Genomic DNA, 16382 nt, shown 5'->3' with positions numbered 1-16382 from the left:
TCATGGCAAACGTCGACTATAAACGCGCCGCTGGCTATTTCCTGCTGAGCGACTTCGTCAAAGGGTTCAAACTGGGGCTGAAGTATTTCTTCGCGCCCAAATCCACCCTGAACTACCCGCATGAGAAAGGGCCGCTGTCGCCTCGTTTCCGCGGCGAACACGCGCTGCGCCGCTATCCGAACGGCGAAGAACGCTGCATTGCCTGTAAGCTCTGCGAAGCGATCTGCCCGGCGCAGGCGATCACCATCGACGCGGAACCGCGCGATGACGGATCGCGCCGGACCACACGTTATGACATCGACATGACCAAATGCATCTACTGTGGGTTCTGCCAAGAGGCCTGTCCGGTAGATGCAATTGTCGAGGGGCCGAACTTCGAGTTCGCAACCGAAACCCGCGAAGAGCTGTTCTACGACAAGGCCAAGCTGTTGGAAAACGGCGAGCGTTGGGAAGCGGAAATCGCGCGGAACATGGAACTGGATGCACCCTATCGCTGATCCGCGATAGGTGAGGGGAATAGATCATGGGCGCATGGGGCGTAGGCACATTTGAAGACGATACTGCTCTCGACTGGATCGAAGAGGAGTATTCTGCTGCGGGCGTCGAAGCCGTGCGCAGCGCGCTTCAGGATGTGATTGATCTGGAACCTGGTGACGCCATTGACTATGGCCTCGCCACTGCGGCCCGCGCCGCGGCTGAAATTGTGGCGCTGGCCTTTGATGCGGGCGGCGAACTGGGATCGGATGTGTCTGAGACAGCTGCGGAACATGCCGAACAGGTTGCCGAATATGATGACCTGCCAGCTTTGGCGCTGGTGGCGCTGGCGCGGATCACCGGTGAGGCCTCGGAACTTGCCGAGCTTTGGGACGAAAGCGATGCCAGCGCGGAGTGGGAAAATGCGGTTGCGGATCTGACCGCACGGTTGGAAGGGGTGAAATGAGCGATCACACAAACCCTTTTGAGCAGATGCTGGCGCAGATGACCGCCCAGGCACAGACCATGGCCAAGGCGATGAACCCGGCGCTGGAAAACTTCTCGCCGCAGGAGGCGTTCAAAGGTTTTGAACAACTCTGGCCCACCATGCCCAAGGAGCTCATGGAGATGACCTTTGGCAAGGGGATCAGCGATCAGGGTCTGGACGCCAAAACGCGCCTTCTGCTGACGCTGGCCGGGCTGACCATGCAGGGCGCCCAGAATGAAACAGGCATCCGGATGACAGTGCGCCACGCACTGGAAGCCGGCGCCACGGAAGACGAAATCGCCGAAAGCATCGCCCAGATGTCGATGTTTGCCGGCATACCCGCCATGACCAAGGCAATGGAATGTGCCCGAGAGGTCATGGCTGACAAAGAGGACAAAGAGACATGACGATTGCAGCGCTTGCATTCTATCTGTTCGCGATCTGCACCATCACTGGCGGGCTGTTCACCGTGATCAGCCGCAACCCGGTGCATTCGGTGCTCTGGCTGATCCTGGCCTTCCTGTCGTCGGCGGGGCTGTTTGTTCTGCTGGGCGCGGAATTTGTCGCCATGTTGCTGATCATTGTCTACGTCGGTGCGGTGGCGGTGCTGTTCCTGTTTGTGGTGATGATGCTGGACGTCGACTTTGCCGAGCTGAAGGCCGAGATGTCGCGCTACCTGCCGCTGGCGCTGTTGATCGGTGTGGTGCTGCTGATGCAGATGACGCTGGCCTATGGCGCCTGGGACTTTGCCGAACACGCGATGGACAACCGCGCGGCTGTGGCGCCCGAAGAGATGCAGAACACCGCCGCATTGGGGGTTCTGATCTATGACCGTTATTTCCTGCTGTTCCAACTCTCCGGTCTGGTGCTGCTGGTTGCGATGATCGGTGCGATCGTCCTGACCCTGCGCCACCGCACCAACGTCAAACGTCAGAACGTGCTGGCGCAGATGTGGCGTGATCCGGCCGAGGCGATGGAACTGAAAGACGTCAAGCCGGGGCAGGGACTGTAGTCATGCGTCGTTGCCACTCAATTGCACTTGGTATCCTGACTGCGGGCACCCTGTTGGCAGGAGCGAACGTAGGTTTCGCTGTCGGTATCACCTTCGGCAACATCCCTGGCGTTGAATACCTAGAGAGTAAATTGTCCAAATACTATTCGGACCAGTTTGGATTTCTGTCTTCTGAGTTTGCTAGCTGTTTGAATGCCGAGACTTGCGTGATTAGGCGATATCGCGTGTCGCACAAGTATTGCCGGGGGAACTGCTTTGTGCCACTCCGCGAATACAGTGTCGTTACTAGACGCGAGGCCATGAACAAGGGCCCGATTGTTATATTGGGTCGAACGTATCCAATGCCGCAGATTGCAGGGGCTTCGTTATCATCGGCGGCCTTCCGGCCACCGAATTTGCCTTTGGGAACGAAGGTAGCAATTGACGAGGCGATGGAACTGAAAGACGTCAAGCCGGGGCAGGGTCTGTGATGGCCTGGTGGGGTTGGCTCGCAATAACGGTGGCGCTTGTCGCCGCGATAAAAACGACCGCTAAGAAAGAGGGGCGGATATGATTGGACTTGAACATTACCTGACGGTGGCGGCGACGCTGTTCGTCATCGGCATCTTCGGTCTCTTTCTGAACCGGAAAAACATTATCATCCTGCTGATGAGCATCGAACTGATGCTGCTTTCGGTGAACATCAACCTTGTGGCTTTCTCCAGCTTTCTGGGCGACCTCGTGGGTCAGGTCTTCACGCTGTTTGTGTTGACTGTGGCGGCGGCTGAGGCGGCGATTGGTCTGGCGATCCTGGTCTGCTTCTTCCGCAACCGTGGCAGCATCGCGGTTGAAGACGTCAACGTGATGAAAGGCTGAGCCTGATGGAAAAGATTATCCTCTTTGCGCCGCTGATCGGCGCGTTGATCGGCGGCTTCGGCTGGCGCATCATTGGCGAGAAGGGTGCACAATTCGTCACCACTGGGCTGCTGTTTCTGGCGGCGCTGCTGAGCTGGATTGTGTTCCTGACCCATGATGCATCGGTGATCGAGCAGATCCACATTCTGGACTTCATCCAGTCCGGCACTTTGGACACCGCCTGGTCGATCCGTTTGGACCGGCTGACCTCGATTATGCTGGTGGTTGTGACCTCGGTTTCGGCCTTGGTGCACCTTTATAGCTTTGGCTACATGGCGCATGACCATGCCTGGAAAGAGGGCGAGCACTATAAGGCCCGCTTCTTTGCTTACCTGTCGTTCTTTACCTTCGCCATGCTGATGCTGGTCACTTCGGACAACCTGGTGCAGATGTTCTTTGGCTGGGAAGGCGTGGGCGTTGCCTCCTACCTGCTGATTGGATTTTACTACAAGAAACCTTCGGCCAATGCGGCCGCGATCAAGGCATTCGTGGTGAACCGTGTCGGTGACTTCGGCTTTGCGCTGGGGATCTTTGGCCTGTTCCTGCTGACCGACAGCATTTCGTTTGACGTGATCTTTGCCTCTGCACCTGAGCTGGCAGAGACCACCATCACCTTCCTCTGGACCGAGTGGAACGCGGCCAACCTTCTGGCCTTCCTGCTGTTCATCGGCGCGATGGGCAAATCGGCACAGCTGATCCTGCACACCTGGCTGCCTGACGCGATGGAAGGCCCGACCCCGGTGTCGGCCCTGATCCATGCAGCCACTATGGTAACCGCCGGTGTGTTCCTAGTCTGCCGCATGTCGCCGCTGATGGAGTTCGCCCCTGAGGCCACCGCCTTCATCACCGTCCTTGGCGCGACCACAGCGTTTTTCGCCGCGACCGTGGGTTTGGTGCAAAACGACATCAAACGTGTGATTGCCTATTCGACCTGTTCGCAGCTGGGCTACATGTTTGTGGCTGCCGGTGTGGGCGTCTATTCGGTTGCGATGTTCCACCTGTTCACCCACGCCTTCTTTAAGGCGATGCTGTTCCTGGGCGCGGGTTCCGTGATCCACGGCATGCACCACGAGCAGGACATGCGGAACTACGGCGGTCTGCGCAAGAAACTGCCCGTGACCTATTGGGCGATGATGATCGGCACCTTGGCGATCACCGGTGTTGGCATCCCGCTGTCTGGCTGGATTGGCTTTGCCGGCTTTGCCTCGAAAGACGCGGTGATCGAGAGCGCCTATGTCGGCTCGGCGGGTGGCTATGCCTTCTGGATGCTGGTCATCGCGGCGCTGTTCACCTCGTTCTACAGCTGGCGCCTGATGTTCCTGACCTTCTTCGGCGAACAGCGTGGCAACAAACAGACCCACGACCATGCCCATGAAAGCCCGACCGTGATGTTGATCCCGCTGGGTGTGCTGGCGCTGGGGGCGATGTTTGCCGGTATGATCTGGTATGGCTCGTTCTTTGGCAAAACCAACGAAGTGGTGAAATACTTCGGCGGCCATTACACCGCACCGGCCGAAGAGCTGGTGAAAGAGGTGGCAGAAGCCAACCCCAAAGCCTCAAAGCTGAAATACGTGATGGATGGCGCACCGGGTGAGGCGGCGATCTATATGGCACCGGAAAACACCGTCCTGCACGAAGCGCATTATGTGCCCACTTGGGTCAAGCTGAGCCCGTTTGTGGCAATGGTGATCGGCCTGTTGGTGGCGCTGTGGTTCTACATCTGGAACCCGTCGATGCCCGCCCGTGTGGCAGAGGCGAACCGTCCGCTGTATCTGTTCCTTCTGAACAAATGGTACTTCGACGAAATCTACGACTTCCTGTTTGTGAAACCGGCCCAAGCGCTGGGGCGCTTCCTGTGGAAACGCGGTGACGGCAATGTCATTGACGGTTTCCTCAACGGCGTGGCGATGGGCATCGTACCCTTCTTCACCCGTCTCGCAGGCAAGGCCCAGTCCGGCTACATCTTCACTTACGCCTTTGCGATGGTGCTTGGCATCGTGGCACTGATCACCTGGATGACGCTCAGCGGAGGAGCGCACTAATGACCAATCTTCTGCTTTCTCTGGTCACTTTCCTGCCGGCGCTGGCAGCGGTCATTCTGGCCGTTGGCGCGCGCGGGGATGACGCGGCCACGCAGCGCAATGTCAAATGGGCGGCGCTGATCACCACGGTGGTCACCTTCCTGATTTCGCTGTTCATTCTGGCGGAATTCGACCCCAACAACACCGGCTTCCAGTTTGTGGAAGAGCGGGACTGGCTGCTGGGACTGAAATACAAGCTGGGAGTAGACGGGATCTCGGTCCTGTTTGTCATGCTGACCACTTTCATGATGCCGCTGGTGATCTGGGCCAGCTGGGATGTGAAAAGCCGCGTCAAGGAATACATGATTGCCTTCCTGCTGCTGGAGACCCTGATGCTGGGTGTCTTCATGGCGCTGGACCTGGTTCTGTTCTACCTGTTCTTTGAAGCCGGTTTGATCCCGATGTTCCTGATCATTGGCATCTGGGGCGGGGCCAACCGCATCTATGCGTCGTTCAAGTTCTTCCTCTACACCTTCCTTGGCTCGGTGCTGATGCTGGTGGCGATGGTGGCCATGTTTGTGGACGCAGGCACCACCGATATCCCGTCCCTGATGAACCACAGCTTCGGCTCTGATCAGTTCAGCGTTCTGGGCATTCAGATCGTAGGCGGCATGCAGACGCTGCTGTTCCTGGCCTTCTTTGCCAGCTTTGCGGTGAAAATGCCGATGTGGCCGGTCCACACCTGGTTGCCGGATGCCCACGTTCAGGCGCCGACCGCCGGTTCGGTGGTGCTGGCAGCAATCCTGCTGAAGATGGGGGGCTATGGCTTCCTGCGGTTCAGCCTGCCGATGTTCCCCATCGGGGCTGATGTGATGACACCGCTGGTGCTGTGGATGTCGGCAATTGCGATTGTCTACACCTCGCTGGTGGCGCTGGTGCAGGAAGACATGAAAAAGCTGATCGCCTATTCCTCGGTGGCGCACATGGGCTACGTGACCATGGGCATCTTTGCAGCCAACCAGCAGGGCATTGACGGCGCGATCTTCCAGATGATCAGCCACGGCTTCATCTCGGGCGCGCTGTTCCTCTGTGTCGGCGTGATCTACGACCGGATGCACACCCGCGAGATCGACGCCTATGGCGGTCTGGTCAACCGGATGCCGGCCTATGCGCTGATCTTCATGTTCTTCACCATGGCCAATGTTGGCCTGCCGGGCACCTCGGGCTTTATCGGGGAATTCCTGGTTCTGATGGGGATTTTCCAGGTCAACACCTGGGTGGCGATGATCGCAACCTCGGGTGTGATCCTGTCGGCGGCCTATGCGCTGTGGCTCTACCGCCGCGTGGTGATGGGCGACCTGATCAAAGAGAGCCTCAAGACCATCAGCGACATGTCTTTCCGCGAGCGTGCAATCTTTGCACCGCTAGTGGTCATGACCCTGCTCTTGGGTGTCTACCCACCGCTGGTGACCGATATCATCGGCCCGTCGGTTGAGGCGCTTATCAACAACTACCAACTGGCCCTCGCGGAGGCGCCGAGCGCCACTGCTGTGGCCGTATCGCACTAACGGGAGCCCTGAGAGATGATCCAGGCTGATCTGAATATTATCCTGCCGGAAATCCTGCTGGCCGTTTACGCGATGCTGGCGCTGGTCTTTGCTGTCTATACCGGTAAGGACAAGCTGGCACCGATGCTGACCTGGCTGACCGCGCTGGTCTTTGTGCTGCTGGCGGCGTGGATTGGCATGTCGGGCGTTGGCAATAACGCCGCCTTCCATGACATGTTCCATGACGACGGTTTTGCCCGCTTTGCCAAAGTGGCGGTGCTGCTGAGTGCAGCGGCCATTCTGGTGATGAGCCAGGACTACATGAGCCGCCGTGATATGTTGCGGTTTGAATATCCCATGCTGATGGCGCTGGCTGTTGTGGGCATGATGGTGATGGTGTCGGCGGGGGATCTGATGGCGCTGTATCTGGGCCTCGAACTGCAGTCGCTGTCGCTTTATGTCATCGCCTCGCTGCGCCGCGACAGCATCAAGTCGACCGAGGCTGGCATGAAGTATTTCGTGCTGGGCTCGCTCAGCTCGGGCCTGCTGCTGTTTGGGTCGTCGCTGGTCTACGGTTTCTCGGGCACCACGCTGTTCTCGGGCATCATCGAGGCCGCATCTGGTGGGCATGCTTCGTTGGGGCTGCTGTTTGGTCTGGTGCTGGTCATCTCGGGCCTGGCGTTCAAAATCTCGGCCGTGCCGTTCCACATGTGGACACCGGACGTCTATGAGGGTGCGCCAACACCGGTTACAGCCTTCTTTGCCACCGCCCCAAAGCTGGCGGCAATGGCGCTGTTTGCCCGGGTGATGCATGACGCCTTTGGCGGCGTCACCGCGGACTGGCAACAGATCGTGGCCTTCCTGTCGTTGCTGTCGATGTTCCTTGGCGCGGTTGCAGCCATTGGTCAGACCAACATCAAACGTCTGATGGCCTATTCGTCGATTGCCCATATGGGTTATGCGATGATGGGGCTGGCGGCGGGCACCGCCTTTGGGGTGCAGGCGCTGCTGATCTACATGGCGATCTACGTGACGATGAATGTGGGCACCTTTGCCTTCATCCTGTCGATGGAGAAAGACGGCCAACCGGTGACCGACATCAATGCGCTGAACATGTATGCCAAACGCGAGCCCGGCAAAGCGCTGGCGATGCTGATACTTCTGTTCTCGCTGGCGGGGGTGCCGCCGATGGTGGGGTTCTTTGGCAAGTTCTACGTGCTGAAAGCCGCCTATGAGGCCGGTCTGGTCTGGCTGGCAGTGTTGGGTGTGATCGCATCGGTGATCGGGGCCTTCTACTATATCCGCATCGTCTACTACATGTACTTCGGTGAAGAAGGCGATGAGAGCCTTGATAAGGGATCTGCTCCGGTGCTCTGGGGCTTCCTGATGGTGTCTGCAGCGATCATTGGTCTGGCCTGGCTGCCGGGCCTGAATCTGCTGGGGCTGGAAACCTGGGCAGCAGCTGCGGCGGCAACGCTGGTGAATTAAAGCGACAGGACGGGGCGAGATATGAAATTGGCCCCAACCTTGCAAGTTTTACGGCGCGCGCGGCATCCCGCGCGCGCCGATGTGTTTGCCCCCTGGACATATGCCGCTGACGCGGCAGGCCTCCGGCGGGGATATTTGTGCCAAGAAGAAAGGCGGTAGGTCATGCAGGACTGGCCGGATGGTTATGGAAAACGGGTGCTGGAGACAGTGGACAGCACCAATGCAGAGGCCGCGCGGATCGCCGATGATCTGGCCGGGCCCGAATGGATCCTGGCGCTGGAACAGACCGCAGGACGCGGGCGGCGTGGCCGGGCCTGGGTGAACCCGGCGGGCAACTTTGCAGCCACGCTGGTGCTGCATCCGACCGAGACGCCGGATGTGGTGGCGCTGCGCAGCTTTGTGACCTCTCTGGCGCTTTATGATGCATTTGCCACAGTGACCGGCCGCCCGCAGGGGCTGAGCCTCAAGTGGCCCAATGACGTATTGCTGAACGGCGGCAAGGTGGCGGGCATTCTGTTGGAGAGTGTCGGCATGGCGCGCGACATTCGCCATATCGGCATTGGCATTGGGGTGAACCTGAAACAGGCCCCGGTGCCGGATGAGGTGGAGGCGGGCGCCTTGCGCCCCGTGTCGCTGCTGTCGGAAACCGGGGTGGATGTCACCCCGGAAGAGTTCCTTGACGTGCTGGCACCGGCCTATGCCCACCATGAGGCGCAGTTCCGGATTTACGGCTTTGCCCCGATCCGCGAGCTGTGGCTGGCCCGCGCGGCGCGTCTGGGCGAGGTAATTACGGCACGTTCTATGCGAGAAGAGGTCACAGGCACCTTTGAGACGGTGGACGAGGCGGGCAGTCTTGTCCTATCCACCGCCAAAGGCCGCGCGGTCATCGCTGCGGCTGACATCTTCTTCTGAAGCATCCACGGGGGGCGTCCATGCTTCTGGCCATTGACTGCGGCAATACAAACACGGTGTTTTCGATCTGGGACGGTGAAAAGTTTCTCTGCACCCTGCGGACCTCAACCCATCACGCGCGCACGGCGGATGCCTATTTCACCTGGTATTCGACGCTGATCAACCACTACGGCATTAAGGCAAAAATTACCGATGTTGTGATTTCCTCAACCGTGCCACGGGTGGTGTGGAACCTGCGTGTCTTTGCCGACCGGTTCTTTGGCTGTCGCCCGCTGGTGGTGGGCAAGCCCGATTGCCTGCTGCCGCAGGCGCCGCGCGTGGATCAGGGCACTCAGCCCGGGCCGGATCGTCTGGCCAATGCGGTGGCGGCATTTGAACGCCACGGGGGCAATGTGGTGGTGGTGGACTTTGGCACCGCCACGAACTTTGACGTGGTGGCCGAGGATGGCGCCTATGTTGGCGGCGTGATTGCCCCGGGGGTGAACCTCAGCCTTGAGGCGCTGCATTCCGGTGCCGCCGCCCTGCCGCATGTGGATGTCAGCCAGCCCGAGCGCGTGATCGGCACAAATACCGTTGGCTGTATTCAATCTGGTGTCTTTTGGGGCTATACCGGCCTCATCGAAGGCATTATCGCCCGTATCAAGTCTGAATACGGCAAACCCATGAAAGTGGTCGGCACCGGTGGTCTGGCGCCTCTCTTTGAGAAAGGCGACCATCTGTTTGACACCATCGAAGACGATCTGACCATGCACGGCCTGACCGTGATCCACAAATACAACAAGGACCAAGGCAACATATGAGCAGCCAGCGCCTGATCTATCTTCCTCTCGGTGGCGCGGGGGAGATTGGAATGAACTGTTACGTCTACGGCTACGGCCCGGAGGATCAGGAACGTCTGATCCTGGTCGACCTGGGCGTGACCTTCCCGGATATGGACGGCACCCCCGGTGTTGATCTGATCCTGCCCGATATCGCCTGGCTGGAAGAGCGCAAGGACCGTCTGGACGCGATCTTTATCACCCATGCCCACGAAGACCATGTTGGCGCAGTGGGCCATCTCTACGATCGTCTGGGCGCACCGATCTATGCCCGGGCTTTCACCGCCAATATCGCGCGGCATAAGATGGGTGAATACGGCTACTCCAACGACGTTGTGCGCACGGTGTCGCCCTGGCCGGAAACCGTGAAGGCGGGCCCGTTTGAGGTCTCTTTCCTGCCGATTTCGCATTCGATCCCCGAAAGCTCGGGCCTGGTGATTGACAGCCCGGCGGGGCGTGTGATGCACACCGGCGACTTCAAACTGGACAAGGCCCCGATTGTGGGCGAGCCCTATGATCCTGATCTCTGGGGTTCGGTGGCGAAAGACGGCGTTAAGGCGTTGATCTGTGACAGCACGAATGTGTTCAGCCCGCAGGCTGGCCGTTCTGAATCCACCATTGGGGGCGAGATTACTTCGCTGGTGGCTGAAGCGCCGGGGATGGTGGTTGCCACCACCTTTGCCTCTAACGTGGCGCGGGTGAAGACGCTGGCCGAAGCCGGTGAGCGGGCAGGGCGGTCGATCTGCCTGATGGGCCGCGCCATGCGTCGGATGATCGAAGCGGCGTTGACGACCGGTGTGCTATCGGACTTCCCCAAGGTGATCAGCACTGATGACGCACAGAAGATCCCACGTGAAAACCTGATGCTGCTGGTGACCGGATCGCAGGGCGAACGTCGTGCGGCCTCGGCGCAGCTGGCAAACGGTAAATACAACGGTATGCGCCTGAAAGAGGGCGATCTATTCCTGTTCTCCTCCAAGACCATTCCTGGCAATGAACGTGGCGTGATCCGTATCATGAACCAGTTCTCGGAAATGGGAGTGGATGTAGTGGATGATGCGGGCGGGCGTTACCACGTTTCGGGCCATGCCAACCGACCCGACCTGATCGAGATGCACAAGCTGGTCCATCCTGAGATGGTGATCCCGATGCATGGTGAACACCGTCACCTGCGGGAGCACTCAAAACTGGCGGAAAGCAACGGCTACGCCTCGACCATTGCGGTCAACGGCACCATGCTGGACCTTAGCGGCGCGCAGCCGCGTGTCTGCGGCTATGTTGAGACCGGTCGGACCTATCTGGACGGCGCGGTGCAATATGGTGCACTGGACGGCATTGTGCGGGACCGGATGCGGATGGCGCTCAACGGTCATGTGCTGGTCACGGTCATTCTGGATGAAGACAATGAACCGCTGGGCGATCCCTGGTGTGAGCTCAAGGGTCTGGCGGAAACCGGCAAGTCCAACGCGCCGCTGGTGGATGTGCTGGAGGAAGACCTCAATCAGTTCATGGGCCGCGCCTCGCAGCGCACGCTGGATGACGATGACAAGCTGGAAGATGAGCTGCGCAAGATCACCCGCCGGTCGGCGATGAGTGAGATTGGCAAGAAGCCTGAGGTTACCGTGGTTATCTCGCGCCTGTCGGCGTGAGGGGGATACCCTGACAAAAGAAAAGGCGCTCCGAACGGGGCGCCTTTTTTGTTTTGGGGTGAGAAAAATTCGCGCGGGATCTACCCCTCGATCACCACACCGCGCCGACCTGCCAGATCGGTGAAATATTGCCAGGCCACACGGCCAGAGCGGGCACCACGGGTGGCCTGCCATTCGATCGCTTCCGCCCAGAGCGTCTCTTCGTCGATTTCAACACCATAGGCCTTGCAGTAGCCGCGGATCATGTCGAGGTAGTCATCCTGCGAACAGGGGTGAAAGCCCAGCCAGAGGCCAAAACGATCCGACAGCGAAACCTTTTCTTCAACCGCCTCGGAGGGGTTGATGGCGCTGGAACGTTCGTTTTCGATCATATCGCGCGGCATCAGGTGGCGGCGGTTCGAGGTGGCGTAGAACACCACATTGTCGGGCCGCCCTTCGATGCCGCCGTCCAGAACCGCCTTCAGCGATTTGTAATGCTGGTCGTCATGGCCAAAGCTGAGGTCGTCACAGAACAAGAGGAACCGCGCCTCAGAGCCGCGCAGCAGGTTCATCAGCCGTGACACCGATGGCAGATCCTCGCGCTGAAGCTCCACGATCTTCAAATCATGGCCCTGACGCAGGACCTCTGCGTGAATGGCCTTCACGATGGAGGATTTGCCCATGCCGCGTGAACCCCAGAGCAGGGCGTTGTTGGCCGGCAGGCCTTTGGCAAATTGGAGCGTGTTGGCCAGCAGTGTTTCGCGGGTGCGGGTCACGCCAACCAGCAGCGACAGGTCCACCCGGTTGACCTTTGCCACCGGTTCCAGTCGGTCGGGTTCCACATGCCAGACAAAGGCATCCGCAGCGGCAAAGTCAGGTGCAGAAAGAGGCGCCGGAGCCATTCGCTCCAGCGCCTCTGCAATACGTTTTACGGTCTTTTTCACTTGTCGCTTTCCTTAGCGTTTTCGGCCTCATCGGCGTCAAACTCGGCCATCAATGGATCATCGAAGGCCTCTTCATCGTCGTAGTACCCTTCGGCGCGCAACTGTGCTTCGCGTTTGGTTTCCACACGGGCCACCAGAAAGATCGAGACTTCATAAAGGCCGTAGACTACAACAAATAGGATCAGCTGTGTGGTCACATCCGGCGGCGTCACCAGCGCGGCGACAGTCAGGATGCCGACAACCGCATACTTACGCGTGTTGCGCAGACCTGCGGCCGAGGCCAGACCGGCCTTGCCCATCAGCGTCAGCAGAACCGGCAGCTGGAAACACAGGCCAAAGGCGACGATCATCTTCAGGGTAATGTCGAGGCTTTCGTTGACCTTGCCGTTAAAAACAATGTCGATGCCTTCTTTGGCGGCTTCCATCGACCCCTCAACCTCTTCACCGACCAGCAGCGCGGAGACAAACGAGGGGAAATCAGCAAAACCCAGGAAGAAGGCCATCGCCAGCGGGATCACCACATAATGCGAAAAGGCCGCGCCCAGCAAAAACAACGCCGGGGAGGCGATCAAGAAGGGCAGGAAGGCGTTTTTCTCATTTTTGTAGAGACCCGGGGCCACAAACCGCCAGAGCTGATAGCCGATCACCGGGAAGGCCAATGCCAGCCCGCCGACCATCGAGATGCGGATCAGGGTAAAGAAGTATTCCTGCGGTGCGGTGTATTGCATCACCGGATTGGGGTTGCCCAGATCCCGCATAGTTTTCTCAATCGGATCCAGCAGGAAATCCAGCAGCTGCCCGCCAAAGGCAAAGCAGATGATCATGCCGACCAGAAACGCCAGCACGGCCCGGATCAGCCGTGTGCGCAGCTCTGCCAGATGCTCGATCAGCGGGGCGCTGGAATCTTCCAGCTCATTCGTGTCGCTCATGGCTGTTCCTTAGCCCTTGGTGTCAGGATCCGTTGCGGGTGTGGCCTCGGCCTCCGCAGCCGCTTCTGCCGCTTTGGCTGCATCTGCTGCCTGACGGTCCTGCGCCTTTTTGGCGGTGGCTTCCTGAATTTTACGCGCCGCATCGGCACGGTCATCGGACAGGGCGCCTTCTTCTGGCTCCCATTTGGTGAAGCTGTCGGTGGCTTCCTTGACCTTGTCCATTCCGAACTGGGTGGGGTTCGTCGCCGCTTTCAGGCTTTGACTAACCTCTTTCATGCCGGATTCATCCGCAGCCTGATCCATAGCGCGGCTAAATTCGCGCGCCATGCCTTTGGCTTTGCCGACGAAACGCCCAACAGAACGGAACAACATTGGCAGGTCTTTGGGGCCGACGACGATCAGCGCCACAATGCCGATCACCAGCAGTTCGGTCATGCCCAGATCAAACATGGGCTTAGGCCTTGTCTTTTTCGGTCTCCGGGGTCACGTCCTTGGCTTCGGCAGCCTGGTCTTCCAGCTCTGCTTTGCCTTCGTTGACGCCGCGCTTGAACGAGGTGATGCCTTTGCCAACTTCACCCATCAGCGAGCTGATTTTGCCGCGACCGAAAAGGACCAGCACCACAACGGCGATCAGAAGAAGGCCGGGAAGGCCGATATTGTTCAGCATAGTGTCTCTCCCATGATACGGGGCCGCGCTGTTCGGTCCCGTCGAAATTCCTTCTAGGTATCTAATGGCTCGACCGCCGCGTTGGAAGAACCAAAGCGCCGCATGGGCCGTATTTTTCCATGAACCACAAGAAAAGACGGGATTTTGACGATTGCGCTACCCAGAACTGCGTAGGGAAAGGCGTGTCAGGCTGGGTTAATCCGCGCGCGGAAAGACGAAACAGCGATCGCGACGGAACATCAGCCACAGGGCACGCCCCTGCTGCGGCAGGAAGACATTGGGCACCGTTGCCTTCAGGATCGAGCCATCATAGTCCATCCGGATCTCCACCAGACTCTCGGAGCCCATAAAGCGCGCGCGCACCACTTCGCCGCGGGCAGCAACGCCATTCTGCGGTGTCGGCTCAGGACCTTTGCCATTGCGGTCAAATTCGATCTTCAAGTGCTGCGGACGGATCACGATGTCGACTTCGCCACCGTCCTGCACCCCGGGGGCTAGGAACTGACCAAAGGGCGTCTCACAGAGCGCCCCCTGCACCTTGCCGCAGATCACATTGATATCGCTGAAGAAAGCGACCGCCTGCCGGTCTTTGGGCGCGTTGTAGATATTGTAGGGGGCGCCTTGCTGCACGATCTTGCCGCGCCGCATCAGTGCAATTTCATCCGCCATTCGCATGGCCTCTTCCGGTTCATGCGTCACCAGCAGAACCGCGGCATCTTCCTGTTTCAGCAGCTCAAGCGTCTGGTCGCGGATGTCATCGCGCAGCCGGTTGTCGAGGCCCGAGAAGGGTTCGTCCATCAGCATGATCTTGGGGCGCGGTGCAAGCGCACGGGCCAGGGCCACACGTTGCTGTTCACCGCCAGACAGCAGATAGGGGTAACCATCGATGAACCGGCGCAGCCCCACCTTATCCAGCAATTCCTCCACTCGCGCTCGTTTTTCGGCCTTGGAACCGGTCAGGCCAAAGGCGACGTTATCGCCCACGGTCAGATGCGGAAACAGGGCGAAGTCCTGAAACATCAAGCCGATGTTGCGGCGCTCTGGCGGGATGCGAAACTGGGTGTCGCATATCAGGTCGCCGTCCACGTAGATCTCACCGCTGTCCTGCATCTCCACCCCTGCGATCATCCGCAGCGTGGTGGATTTGCCGCAGCCCGAGGGGCCAAGCAGGCAGGTCACCTGACCCGGCATAACCCGCAGCGAGACGTCATCCACCACACGGGTGCCACCAAAACTGCGCACGAAGTTGCGCACTTCGAGACGGGGAACCGGGGCAGAGCTGTGCGGGAGGGCGTTTTCGGCGGCGGACAAGGCGTTTCCTTGGGCGGTTTCAGGTGGCACGTCGGCTATCCGATTAAAAACATCGGGATTTCCCGACCCTTAGCAACCCTTGTCCCCCCGCACAAGAGATCAGCAGCAGGGCGCGGCAGCCTGTCCCGTGTCACGTTCAAACGGGCTTTCGCCGCCGCAGCCTTCGAAGATGCCATAATGGGTGGAGAAATCACCGATGAAGGTGAAGTGTTCCGCCAAGCGGTTCTCGGCCAGCATTTTCCAGGTGTTGCCACAAACAGGGAAGACCTTACCGGTCTCGATCATGTGGTGATCATCCAGCAGGAAGTGATGCGGCGCATGGGGCAGGGTGCCTTTGTAGATCACTGCTTGGCCATAGTCCTCACAGGCGCTTTCCAACCCATCCAGTTTAAACAGACGATAGGTGGCAGAGGTGAAGGACAGCGGTGCAACCCGTTGTTCCAGAATAGGGTTTTCAATGGTCAGGGGGCGGTGGTTTACCAATCGCGGATCGTCAAAACCTGCCCGTTTGGCAAAGGTCAGGAAGTCATTCCAGTAGAGCGCACCCGACAGGCATTCGCCATATAGCACTTCATCCTCAGCCATCGCGCGCGGCACACGGCGGTCGGCATAAACGTCAGAGAAATACATCTCCCCACCGGGTTTCAGCAGGTGATAGGCGCCGTCCAGTACCGCCTGCTTGTCGGTCGAGAGGTTCACCACACAGTTCGACACAATGACGTCAAAGCTGCCGGGTTCCAGTCCCAGTTGGTCCAGCTGTTCGATAAAGCCTTCGCGGAAATCGACGTTGGCGAAGCCAAATTTCTCGGCGTGCCAGTCCTGATGGGCGCGGGCGACGGTCAGTTGTTCGGCGGTCATGTCCACCCCAACAACCGCGCCTTCAGGCCCAACCAACTGGGCCAGCGCATAGACGTCCCGCCCCGCGCCACAGCCCAGATCCAGCACCCGCGCACCTTCCAGACCGTCGGGCATCACCAGACCGCAGCCATAGTAGCGCATCAAGACCTCGTCATGCACATTGCGCAGCACGTCTTTGACATGTTCGGGCATTTCATCGGGGGTGCAACAGGCGTTGGTTTGCAGGTCCTCACTGCTTTGCAGAACCTTGCCGTAATAGTCCTGAACCTTTTCGTGTTTCATTAGATCGCCCCCAATTTGTCTTGCGCTGCAAAGGGGATAAGCGGCAATGCAAAACCCCGCAATCCAATGTTGCGGGGTCTCACGCGATTGTGGGCGAATGTCAGCAGCCG

General features: G+C 59.1%; 17 protein-coding genes. 11 read left to right on the top strand and 6 right to left on the bottom strand.

Annotated elements, in window-relative coordinates:
* Positions 1–2 precede the first annotated feature (2 nt).
* The 11 genes from nuoI (at position 3) to SIC14_RS18680 (ending at position 11302) form a co-directional block, all read left to right on the top strand.
* Complete coding sequence (gene nuoI, locus SIC14_RS18730) at positions 3–497, top strand: NADH-quinone oxidoreductase subunit NuoI (protein WP_412563424.1); 495 nt, start codon at positions 3–5, stop codon at positions 495–497.
* A gap of 26 nt (positions 498–523) precedes the next feature.
* Positions 524–940, top strand: coding sequence for a DUF4259 domain-containing protein (locus tag SIC14_RS18725; RefSeq protein ID WP_412563423.1), 417 nt, complete (start codon positions 524–526; stop codon positions 938–940).
* Positions 937–1368, top strand: coding sequence for a carboxymuconolactone decarboxylase family protein (locus SIC14_RS18720; protein WP_412563422.1), 432 nt, complete (start codon positions 937–939; stop codon positions 1366–1368). Before SIC14_RS18725 ends, SIC14_RS18720 begins: the two co-directional genes overlap by 4 nt.
* A complete protein-coding gene (locus SIC14_RS18715) occupies positions 1365–1973 on the top strand; it encodes an NADH-quinone oxidoreductase subunit J (RefSeq protein ID WP_412563421.1) in 609 nt (202 codons plus the stop codon). The genes SIC14_RS18720 and SIC14_RS18715 overlap by 4 nt, the downstream gene beginning before the upstream one ends.
* A 549-nt stretch (positions 1974–2522) precedes the next feature.
* Positions 2523–2828, top strand: a complete 306-nt coding sequence (gene nuoK / locus SIC14_RS18710) for an NADH-quinone oxidoreductase subunit NuoK (RefSeq protein WP_412563420.1) — start codon at positions 2523–2525, stop codon at positions 2826–2828.
* A 5-nt stretch (positions 2829–2833) separates the two neighbouring features.
* Positions 2834–4909, top strand: a complete 2076-nt coding sequence (gene nuoL, locus SIC14_RS18705) for an NADH-quinone oxidoreductase subunit L (protein ID WP_412563419.1) — start codon at positions 2834–2836, stop codon at positions 4907–4909.
* Positions 4909–6456, top strand: a complete 1548-nt coding sequence (locus tag SIC14_RS18700; protein WP_412563418.1) for an NADH-quinone oxidoreductase subunit M — start codon at positions 4909–4911, stop codon at positions 6454–6456. The genes nuoL and SIC14_RS18700 overlap by 1 nt, the downstream gene beginning before the upstream one ends.
* 15 nt (positions 6457–6471) lie before the next feature.
* Complete coding sequence (gene nuoN, locus SIC14_RS18695; protein WP_412563417.1) at positions 6472–7923, top strand: NADH-quinone oxidoreductase subunit NuoN; 1452 nt, start codon at positions 6472–6474, stop codon at positions 7921–7923.
* Between the two features lie 162 nt (positions 7924–8085).
* Positions 8086–8835, top strand: a complete 750-nt coding sequence (locus SIC14_RS18690; protein WP_412563416.1) for a biotin--[acetyl-CoA-carboxylase] ligase — start codon at positions 8086–8088, stop codon at positions 8833–8835.
* 20 nt (positions 8836–8855) lie between these two features.
* A complete protein-coding gene (locus tag SIC14_RS18685; protein WP_412563415.1) occupies positions 8856–9635 on the top strand; it encodes a type III pantothenate kinase in 780 nt (259 codons plus the stop codon).
* Entirely contained in the window at positions 9632–11302 is a 1671-nt protein-coding gene (locus SIC14_RS18680) for a ribonuclease J (protein ID WP_412563414.1), read from the top strand. The genes SIC14_RS18685 and SIC14_RS18680 overlap by 4 nt, the downstream gene beginning before the upstream one ends.
* An 80-nt stretch (positions 11303–11382) precedes the next feature.
* Here SIC14_RS18680 and SIC14_RS18675 read toward each other — a convergent pair whose 3' ends face one another.
* The 6 genes from SIC14_RS18675 to SIC14_RS18650 all read right to left on the bottom strand — a co-directional run bounded on the left by SIC14_RS18675 (position 11383) and on the right by SIC14_RS18650 (position 16272).
* Positions 11383–12183: an ATP-binding protein gene (locus SIC14_RS18675; protein WP_412565899.1), complete on the bottom strand. Its 801-nt coding sequence runs from the start codon at positions 12181–12183 to the stop codon at positions 11383–11385.
* 38 nt (positions 12184–12221) lie between these two features.
* The gene (tatC, locus tag SIC14_RS18670) at positions 12222–13154 is read right to left on the bottom strand and encodes a twin-arginine translocase subunit TatC (RefSeq protein WP_412563413.1); all 933 of its coding nucleotides are present in this window, start codon (positions 13152–13154) and stop codon (positions 12222–12224) included.
* Positions 13155–13163: 9 nt separating this feature from the next.
* Positions 13164–13604, bottom strand: coding sequence for a Sec-independent protein translocase protein TatB (gene tatB, locus SIC14_RS18665; protein WP_412563412.1), 441 nt, complete (start codon positions 13602–13604; stop codon positions 13164–13166).
* A gap of 4 nt (positions 13605–13608) precedes the next feature.
* Positions 13609–13821, bottom strand: a complete 213-nt coding sequence (locus SIC14_RS18660; protein ID WP_412563411.1) for a twin-arginine translocase TatA/TatE family subunit — start codon at positions 13819–13821, stop codon at positions 13609–13611.
* A gap of 195 nt (positions 13822–14016) precedes the next feature.
* A complete protein-coding gene (locus SIC14_RS18655; RefSeq protein ID WP_412563410.1) occupies positions 14017–15132 on the bottom strand; it encodes an ABC transporter ATP-binding protein in 1116 nt (371 codons plus the stop codon).
* A 99-nt stretch (positions 15133–15231) separates the two neighbouring features.
* Positions 15232–16272, bottom strand: coding sequence for a methyltransferase domain-containing protein (locus SIC14_RS18650; protein WP_412563409.1), 1041 nt, complete (start codon positions 16270–16272; stop codon positions 15232–15234).
* Between the last annotated feature and the right edge of the window lie 110 nt (positions 16273–16382).

The sequence above is a fragment of the Thalassobius sp. MITS945101 genome (assembly GCF_047123305.1).
Classification (GTDB): Bacteria; Pseudomonadota; Alphaproteobacteria; order Rhodobacterales; family Rhodobacteraceae; genus Thalassobius.
Note: the sequence above shows the minus strand (reverse complement) of the source record. Positions and strands in the feature narration are given on the sequence as shown.